Origin of the sequence: Erwinia phyllosphaerae (assembly GCF_019132875.1) — a bacterium.
GTDB classification, from domain to species: Bacteria; Pseudomonadota; Gammaproteobacteria; order Enterobacterales; family Enterobacteriaceae; genus Erwinia; species Erwinia phyllosphaerae.
This window is the reverse complement of record NZ_JAHSPF010000007.1, coordinates 267,988-275,440: the sequence shown is the minus strand read 5'-3', so window position 1 is coordinate 275,440 and position 7,453 is coordinate 267,988. Positions and strand designations below refer to the sequence as shown.

General features: G+C 53.5%; 9 protein-coding genes and 1 tRNA gene. 6 read left to right on the top strand and 4 right to left on the bottom strand.

Annotated elements, in window-relative coordinates; all coding sequences use genetic code 11:
- Positions 1-144: 144 nt before the first annotated feature.
- A tRNA-Ser gene (locus KUE00_RS14465) sits at positions 145-232 on the bottom strand.
- 216 nt (positions 233-448) lie between these two features.
- On the opposite strand from KUE00_RS14465, the gene yccA reads away from it, so the two are divergent.
- Both yccA and tusE read left to right on the top strand, forming a co-directional pair.
- A complete protein-coding gene (gene yccA, locus KUE00_RS14460; RefSeq protein ID WP_246760590.1) occupies positions 449-1,105 on the top strand; it encodes an FtsH protease modulator YccA in 657 nt (218 codons plus the stop codon).
- Between the two features lie 122 nt (positions 1,106-1,227).
- Positions 1,228-1,554: a sulfurtransferase TusE gene (gene tusE / locus KUE00_RS14455; RefSeq protein ID WP_246760589.1), complete on the top strand. Its 327-nt coding sequence runs from the start codon at positions 1,228-1,230 to the stop codon at positions 1,552-1,554.
- A gap of 32 nt (positions 1,555-1,586) precedes the next feature.
- Here tusE and yccX read toward each other — a convergent pair whose 3' ends face one another.
- Positions 1,587-1,865: an acylphosphatase gene (yccX, locus tag KUE00_RS14450; protein ID WP_246760588.1), complete on the bottom strand. Its 279-nt coding sequence runs from the start codon at positions 1,863-1,865 to the stop codon at positions 1,587-1,589.
- Positions 1,866-1,948: 83 nt separating this feature from the next.
- Between yccX and rlmI the strand changes: the two genes are divergently transcribed.
- Both rlmI and hspQ read left to right on the top strand, forming a co-directional pair.
- The gene (rlmI, locus tag KUE00_RS14445) at positions 1,949-3,139 is read left to right on the top strand and encodes a 23S rRNA (cytosine(1962)-C(5))-methyltransferase RlmI (RefSeq protein ID WP_246760587.1); all 1,191 of its coding nucleotides are present in this window, start codon (positions 1,949-1,951) and stop codon (positions 3,137-3,139) included.
- A 61-nt stretch (positions 3,140-3,200) separates the two neighbouring features.
- On the top strand, positions 3,201-3,518 hold the full coding sequence (gene hspQ, locus KUE00_RS14440) for a heat shock protein HspQ (protein WP_246760586.1): 318 nt from the start codon (positions 3,201-3,203) through the stop codon (positions 3,516-3,518).
- A 25-nt stretch (positions 3,519-3,543) separates the two neighbouring features.
- Here hspQ and KUE00_RS14435 read toward each other — a convergent pair whose 3' ends face one another.
- Complete coding sequence (locus KUE00_RS14435; RefSeq protein ID WP_246760585.1) at positions 3,544-3,957, bottom strand: CoA-binding protein; 414 nt, start codon at positions 3,955-3,957, stop codon at positions 3,544-3,546.
- A gap of 178 nt (positions 3,958-4,135) precedes the next feature.
- Between KUE00_RS14435 and KUE00_RS14430 the strand changes: the two genes are divergently transcribed.
- A complete protein-coding gene (locus KUE00_RS14430; RefSeq protein ID WP_246760584.1) occupies positions 4,136-4,762 on the top strand; it encodes a YccT family protein in 627 nt (208 codons plus the stop codon).
- A 116-nt stretch (positions 4,763-4,878) separates the two neighbouring features.
- Positions 4,879-5,337 carry a methylglyoxal synthase gene (locus KUE00_RS14425; RefSeq protein WP_246760583.1) on the top strand — a complete coding sequence of 153 codons (459 nt, stop codon included), beginning with the start codon at positions 4,879-4,881 and terminating at the stop codon, positions 5,335-5,337.
- 18 nt (positions 5,338-5,355) lie between these two features.
- Here KUE00_RS14425 and helD read toward each other — a convergent pair whose 3' ends face one another.
- A complete protein-coding gene (helD, locus tag KUE00_RS14420) occupies positions 5,356-7,410 on the bottom strand; it encodes a DNA helicase IV (protein WP_246760582.1) in 2,055 nt (684 codons plus the stop codon).
- Between the last annotated feature and the right edge of the window lie 43 nt (positions 7,411-7,453).

Here is a 7,453-nt window from a genome sequence, read left to right as displayed (position 1 = left end):
GAAGCAGGAAGCAGGAAGCAGGAAGCAGGAAGCAGGAAGCAGGAAGCAGGAAGCAGGAAGCAGGAAGCAGGAAGCAGGAAGCAGCTTAAATCTTATAAGGCAGAAAGCAAAACGGGCCAGCTTTCGCTGACCCGTTAAATTTGATGGCGGAGGAGGAGAGATTCGAACTCTCGAACGGTTTCCCGTCGCCGGTTTTCAAGACCGGTGCCTTCAGCCACTCGGCCACCCCTCCGCAATGAGCCGAACTATAAACATCCTCCGTGCCGTTGTAAAGCAGGGTCTGGTTCAACTGCCGCAAAAACAGCCAAACCCGGTTTTTTTGTCGTAATAAACGCCAGTTCGCTCACATAATCTCCATGACCACGAGTAAAGAAGGGTAAAACGCCTTCCCGCAATACGAAGCGCTGCTTATTCTCACTGCCATCTGATGACCTTAAGAGGCATTTTTATGGATCGCATTATCTCTACTACCCGGCAAAGCTCGCTGCTTGCCACGCACAAAGTTTTGCGAAATACCTATTTTCTGCTGGGGCTGACGCTGGCGTTCTCGGCTGTTACCGCCACGCTAAGTACCGTGTTCGCCCTGCCCGCGCCGGGCCTGATTATTATGCTGGTCGGTTTTTACGGCCTGATGTTTTTGACCTACCGGCTGGCGGATAGCCCTGCCGGCATTCTGGCCGCCTTCGCTTTCACCGGTTTCCTCGGATATTGCCTTGGCCCCATCTTAAACTCGCTGCTGTCGGCGGGAATGGGTGACGTTATCGGTCTGGCTCTGGGCGGCACCGCGCTGGTGTTCTTTTGCTGCTCCGCTTACGTACTCACTACCCGTAAGGATATGTCTTTTCTTGGCGGCATGATGATGGCTGGCTTTGTCGTACTGCTGGTAGCGGTGCTGGCCAATCTCTTTTTGCACATCCCGGCGCTGCACCTGGCGATTAGCGTGATGTTTGTCCTGTTCTCATCCGGTGCCATCCTTTGGGAAACCAGCAACATCATTCACGGCGGCGAAACGAACTATATTCGCGCCACGGTAAGCCTGTATGTTTCTGTCTATAACATCTTTGTTAGCCTGTTAAGTATTCTGGGTATGTCGCGTAACAACTAACAAAATGGTTATTGCTTATCCGGCCCCGCGACGCGGGGCTTTTTTATAGCGAGATTGCCAGACTGCATGCCGACGATGTTTTTTGCTAAACTGGCGGCCAACAACAGATAAGAGGCAAAACAGTGTTTTTTGACGGCAAAGAAATTGAACGCGACGCGCAGGGATATCTGCTCAACACTACCGACTGGAGCGAAGCACTGGCTCCGCAACTGGCCGAGGAAGAAGGTATCGTACTGAGCGAAGCCCACTGGGAAGTCGTCCATTTTGTGCGGAACTTCTATCTGGAATTCAATACCTCGCCCGCCGTACGGATGCTGGTTAAGGCGATGGCAAAAAAATATGGCGAGGAGAAAGGTAACAGCCGCTACCTGTTCCGGCTTTTCCCTGAAGGCCCGGCGAAACAGGCCACCAAAATCGCAGGCCTGCCCAAACCGGCAAAATGCCTCTGACTTGCCCTGCCTGTCGGGATAAACAGGGAGCGCTATCGCGTGGTAAAGCCCGTCGGTTCATCGTGAGGCTGAAAAGGCTCCGCTAATACCTTATCAACCCTGGCCGCTTTTGGCCCACCCGCTTTTAGCCAGGCGATAAGCGCTTCTACTTCCTGCTCTTCGCCACAGGCCAGCACTTCGACACTGCCATCATCCAGGTTGCGGGCATAGCCTTTTAAGCCGCGCGCCCTGGCTTCCTGCTGCGTGGTATAGCGAAAGCCCACGCCCTGCACTACGCCATGTACCCAGGCTCTTTTACAGATTACCGTCATGTTACCTCCACAGAGACAGATTGCATTTTGCTGCCAGGCACCGGACAATAGCGCCTGATTTTCTGACTGTAAGCATAGCAAATATGACTGTTCGTTTAATTCTTGCCAAAGGACGTGAAAAGTCCTTACTTCGTCGTCACCCGTGGGTATTTTCAGGTGCCGTAGCCCGCATGGAAGGGAAAGCCCAACCGGGTGAAACGCTGGACGTTTGTGACAGCCAGGGAAAATGGCTGGCCCGCGCCGCCTGGTCGCCTGCTTCACAAATCCGCGCTCGCGTCTGGAGCTGGGAACAGGATGAGGCAATCGATATCGCCTTCTTTATTAAACGTCTACAGGCGGCGCAGCAGCTGCGTGACTGGCTGGCAGTGCGTGACGATCTGGACAGCTACCGGCTGATTGCCGGCGAGTCCGATGGCCTGCCCGGCGTGACCATCGACCGCTTTGGCAACTTCCTGGTGCTGCAGCTGCTTTCCGCGGGTGCCGAATACCAGCGTGCGGCCCTGATTAGCGCACTGCAAAGCTGCTATCCGGACTGCGCTATCTATGACCGTTCAGATGTGTCGGTACGTAAAAAAGAGGGTCTGGAACTGACGCAGGGCGTGGTTGTAGGCGAAACGCCGCCAGAACTTCTGCCTATCACCGAGCACGGGATGAAGCTGCTGGTGGATATTCAGACCGGCCACAAAACAGGCTATTACCTCGATCAGCGCGACAGCCGTCTGGCGACCCGACGCTATGCAAAAGAGGGGCGCGTGCTGAACTGCTTTTCCTATACCGGCGGTTTTGCTGTTTCCGCATTAATGGGCGGCTGCCAGCAGGTAATCAGCGTGGATACCTCTCAGGCTGCGCTGGACGTTGCGCGCCAGAACGTAGAGCTGAACGGGCTGGACCTCTCCAGAGCAGAGTTTCTGCGCGATGACGTATTTAAACTGCTGCGTCGCTATCGCGACAGCGGAGAAAAATTCGATCTGATCGTGATGGACCCGCCAAAATTTGTCGAGAATAAAAATCAGCTGGCCGGTGCCTGCCGTGGCTATAAAGATATCAATATGCTGGCGATGCAGCTGCTGAATCCTGGCGGTACGTTGCTAACCTTCTCCTGCTCCGGACTGATGCCTACGGAATTATTCCAGAAAATCATCGCGGATGCCGCGTTGGATGCGCAGCGTGATGTACAATTTATAGAGCAGTTCCGTCAGGCGGCCGATCACCCGGTGATCGCCAGCTATCCGGAAGGACTTTACCTGAAAGGTTTTGCCTGCCGCGTACTGTGACTTGAAAACGCTTACCCTGCCCCCATCTATTTGGCAGGGCTATGTTTCTCAGGAGGTCACAATGATTGCCAGCAAATTTGGGCCTGGCCAGCAGGTGCGGCATAAGCTGCTTGGTTTTTTAGGTGTTGTTGTTGATGTGGATCCGGAGTATTCGTTAGAGGATCCGCAAATAGATGATATTGCCGACAGCGCTTCGCTACGTAATGCTCCCTGGTATCACGTGGTGATGGAAGATGATAACGGCGAAACGGTACATACCTATCTGGCAGAAGCCCAGCTGGGCTGGGAGATCCCGGGTGAACATCCCGAGCATCCCTCCATGGATGAGCTTGCCGCTTCAATTCGCGAGCAGCTTCAGGCACCGCGCCTCAGAAACTGACAAAGACCCCGCAACGCGGGGTTTTTTATTTTTCCAGACCAAGCCGCGGGATCTCTATTTTCGGGCAGCGATCCATTACCACCGTCAAACCTGCATCCGCCGCCAGTACCGCGGCCTGTTCATTGATCACGCCCTGCTGTAGCCACAGCGATTTCGCACCAATAGCGATGGCCTCCTGCGCCACGCCATAAGCCGCTTCCGCATTACGGAAAACATCGACCATATCGACAGGCTCGGGAATCTCTTCCAGCGTTGCATATACTTGCTGGCCCAGCAGCGTTTGTCCGGCAAGCTTAGGGCTAACCGGCGTGACTTTGTACCCTTGCTCCAGCAAATAAGCCATCACGTAATGACTTGCTCTGCCAGGATTGTCGCTGGCCCCTACCAGGGCAATATGCCGGGTGGTAGTTAACACATCTGCAATGACTTTGTTATCCATTATTTTCTCCAGAAAAGTTTGCGTGTCCGGAACACCCGAGATGAACATAACTGATATTTTTGTCCATTACCGCAGAAGATTTAACATGAATAAATATGTAAAAATGTTAATATGCTGTCATACTGAAAGACTTTGATACATTCGCTCTTTTTTAAGTTCCTGCACATCTGGAGAAATAATGAAGCTGGATCTGCTCCTGACAGGGTTGTTGACGATGTGGGTTGCGACAGCGGCTCAGGCAACTACGTTAAAACTTGCACCTGATATGGATTTGCTGGTGCTTGATGGCCATAAAATCTCCGGTTCTTTATTAAAAGGCGCTGACGGCATTGAACTTGAGCGCGGTCAGCATCAGGTTCTTTTCCGGGTGGACAAAAATATTGATGCCTCACCCTGGGTCTCTCCACCACTGATCGTAACCTTTACGGCGTCGACAAAAACTATCGCTATTACGCTGCCTGCCCTGCATACGCTTCAGCAGGCCCGGGCCTTTGCTCGCCATCCTGATTTCAGGCTGCACGATGAACAGGGCAACCAGGTAGAAAGCCAGCACGATCGGCTGGCGACTAACGTCAGCATAAACTTTGAGCAGGCGATGGCTGCCTATAATATGCAGGGCCACCCGGCTTCCGTTCCCCGCTTTGCACAGCCTCATACTACCGGCAATATGGCAGACCATAGCACACTTGATTTTGCCGACAATGCGTATCCGGCAAGCCGCATTCTGCAATTGTGGTATCAGCAGGTTGATTCCGCTACCCGCCAGCGTCTGGTTTTGATCATGAAGGCGTTGCGCACCGGCTAATCGCCAGCCTCTGGTTTTGCTCGTGAAGGCATTGCGCACCGGCTAATCGCCAGCCTCTGGCATCCTGTAACTGGAAACCGTATAGTTGTTTTTTCAATGCGGAACAGGATGTTGTCATGGAACAAACTACCCGAACCCTACGGGATAAAAAACATATTGCGCTGGTCGCACACGATCACTGTAAAGCTTCGATGATGGAGTGGGTCGACAGCCATAAAGCGCTGTTGCAGCAGCATCTGCTTTACGCTACCGGCACGACCGGTAACCTGATTCAGCGCGCGACCGGCCTGAGTGTAACTGCCATGCTGAGCGGCCCGATGGGCGGCGACCAGCAGGTAGGTGCAATGATTGCCGAAGGTAAAATCGACGTACTGATCTTCTTTTGGGATCCCCTGAACGCGGTGCCGCACGATCCTGATGTCAAAGCACTGTTGCGCCTGGCTACGGTGTGGAACATCCCCGTTGCGACCAATCGCTCAACCGCCGATTTTATTATCCATTCTCCGCTGTTTGCTCAGCAGCTTGCCGTTTCCGTTCCCGACTATGAGCGCTATTTGCAGGAGCGTCTACAGTAAGCAATCGGGCGTGCTGAGTCAGGGTTTACGTAATACCGGTACGCCCAGGCGTTTAAACTCTGCAACAAAAGCAGAAGGTGAAACGCTGTCGAACAGCAGCCAGACCTGCTGCCTGGCACGCGTTATCGCTACGTAAGCCAGACGACGCTCTTCGGCGTCGGGAAAACTTTCCGGTGGGGGCAGTAAGGCCTGTTCAATAACTGACTCTCTTGCCGCCGCCGGAAAACCGTCCTCTCCGCTACGCAAGCCCGTTAATAATACGTAATCCGCCTGCTGCCCTTTACTGGCATGGATGGTGGCAAAATCGATATTCAGTCCGGGCCAGCGCGTTTTTGCTTTATTCAACAAGTCAGGCCGTAAATGATGATAGCGCGCCAGTATCAGCACCCGTTCTTCCGGCGTGGCATAACCGCTGATTTTATCCAGTAACGTTTCCAGCTGCGCTTCAGGAAGCAGTGAGATGGCTTTTTTATTGCCTTTGCTCAGGCTATTCAGGGGTTTTCTTAACTGTTGCGGATTACTCTGCACGAAAGCGTTAGCGATCTCGCCAATCCGCGCGTTAAAACGATACGTAGTATCCAGCACGCAGCGGTCGCCTTCCCCAAAGTAGTGATGAAACGCGGTCGTTAGCGCCATATCGGCACCGTTAAACCGGTAAATAGCCTGCCAGTCGTCACCCACGGCAAAGAGCGAGGTTTGACTATTGTGCTTACGCAGCGCCGTGAGTAATGCGGCCTGCTGCGGAGAGATATCCTGAAACTCATCAACCAGAATATGCTTCCACGGGCTGATAAAACGTCCCTTTTCCAGAATGGCAATGGCCTGATGGATCAGGCCGCTGAAATCGACAGCGCCCTCTTCTTTTAACGCGCTCTTCCAGGTTTTCAGCAGCGGTGCCATGAGTTTAACTCGCTTGCCAAACAGCTCACGAACCTCTTCCGGCGCGGATTCAATCATGGCCGCCTGCGCGCCACCATGCATACGCATCAGTCCCAGCCAGCGATCCAGTCGGCTACCCAGGCGTTTAACCAGCTCGCTATCCTGCCAGTAAACGCCTTCCGCCAGCTCCCAGCCCAGCTCTTCCTGTAACCATTGCCGCCAGCCGTTGGCCTGGGCTTTTTTCTCATTGCACTGCTGTTGCCAGGCTTCGATTAACAGCTGCTGTCTTTGTACGGCATCATTTTCCAGTTGGCTAATCACCGGCATTTTATTGCTGCCTTCGCGAATAATATGCAGCGCCAGCGAGTGAAAGGTGCGCGCAACAACATCGTCATGATTCAGACACTGTTTAAGGCGGTTATTCATTTCTTCAGCCGCTAACCGGCCAAAAGCCAGTGGCAGAATTTGTTCTGCGGTAGCTTGTTTGCGTAACAGCAGCCAGGCTGCGCGGGCCACCAGCACGGCGGTTTTACCGCTACCGGCACCGGCCAGCACCAGCAACGCTTCTTCGCCGTTGATAACTGCCCGGATTTGCGCCGCGTTCAGAGGCGAGCTTTCTAAGCGGTTAAAAAAATCCGCATACTGCGCCAGCATCTTTTCTGACCACTTTTCATTGCGTTTTTGCCGCTCTGTTTCGCTATTTTCCAGCCAACGCTGGCAGAAATACCAGGCTTCACGACAGTTATCAAAGGTTTCCAGCCGGGCAAGCGGCAGAGGTTGTGATGCGTAAGCGGTCAGGATAGCCTTACGCCAGTCAACAACCTCATTACGTTTTAGCCATTTATCCTGCTGTTCGGCCTCGCGCAGTTTATCTACCTGCTGCTGTAAAACTGCGGCCGCGATCGGGCTCATACTCTGGCTCCAGTTTTGCCAGGCCTGATTGAGGTAGTGATAAAAACGCTGCGTTTCCTGCCATTCGGTACCGTGTAGCCGCACGACCTTTTCATCCGGCAGAGAAAACTCCAGCTCGCCCCAGACCAGCCCACGCTTACAGCGGATTGCTATTAGCTGGTTGAAAGGAATCAGGTATTCGTGTTTTTCACCGCTGACTTCCACGCCTGCCGCGAGCAGGCGAACCCGATTATAGGGGTGCTGTGCCAGATGCTTACCCAGCGATGTTGCTTTCAGTTCCATTAATGGCCTCGGGCTGCGGATAGCTTAATCGCGACAGTTTACC

Bases quoted from the DNA above. Each gene is read 5' to 3' on its own strand.
- yccA (WP_246760590.1), top strand. From the start codon at position 449: ATGGATCGCATTATCTCTACTACCCGGCAAAGCTCGCTGCTTGCCACG.
- yccX (WP_246760588.1), bottom strand. From the start codon at position 1,865: ATGACGGTAATCTGTAAAAGAGCCTGGGTACATGGCGTAGTGCAGGGC.
- rlmI (WP_246760587.1), top strand. From the start codon at position 1,949: ATGACTGTTCGTTTAATTCTTGCCAAAGGACGTGAAAAGTCCTTACTT.
- hspQ (WP_246760586.1), top strand. From the start codon at position 3,201: ATGATTGCCAGCAAATTTGGGCCTGGCCAGCAGGTGCGGCATAAGCTG.
- KUE00_RS14435 (WP_246760585.1), bottom strand. From the start codon at position 3,957: ATGGATAACAAAGTCATTGCAGATGTGTTAACTACCACCCGGCATATT.
- KUE00_RS14430 (WP_246760584.1), top strand. From the start codon at position 4,136: ATGAAGCTGGATCTGCTCCTGACAGGGTTGTTGACGATGTGGGTTGCG.
- KUE00_RS14425 (WP_246760583.1), top strand. From the start codon at position 4,879: ATGGAACAAACTACCCGAACCCTACGGGATAAAAAACATATTGCGCTG.
- helD (WP_246760582.1), bottom strand. From the start codon at position 7,410: ATGGAACTGAAAGCAACATCGCTGGGTAAGCATCTGGCACAGCACCCC.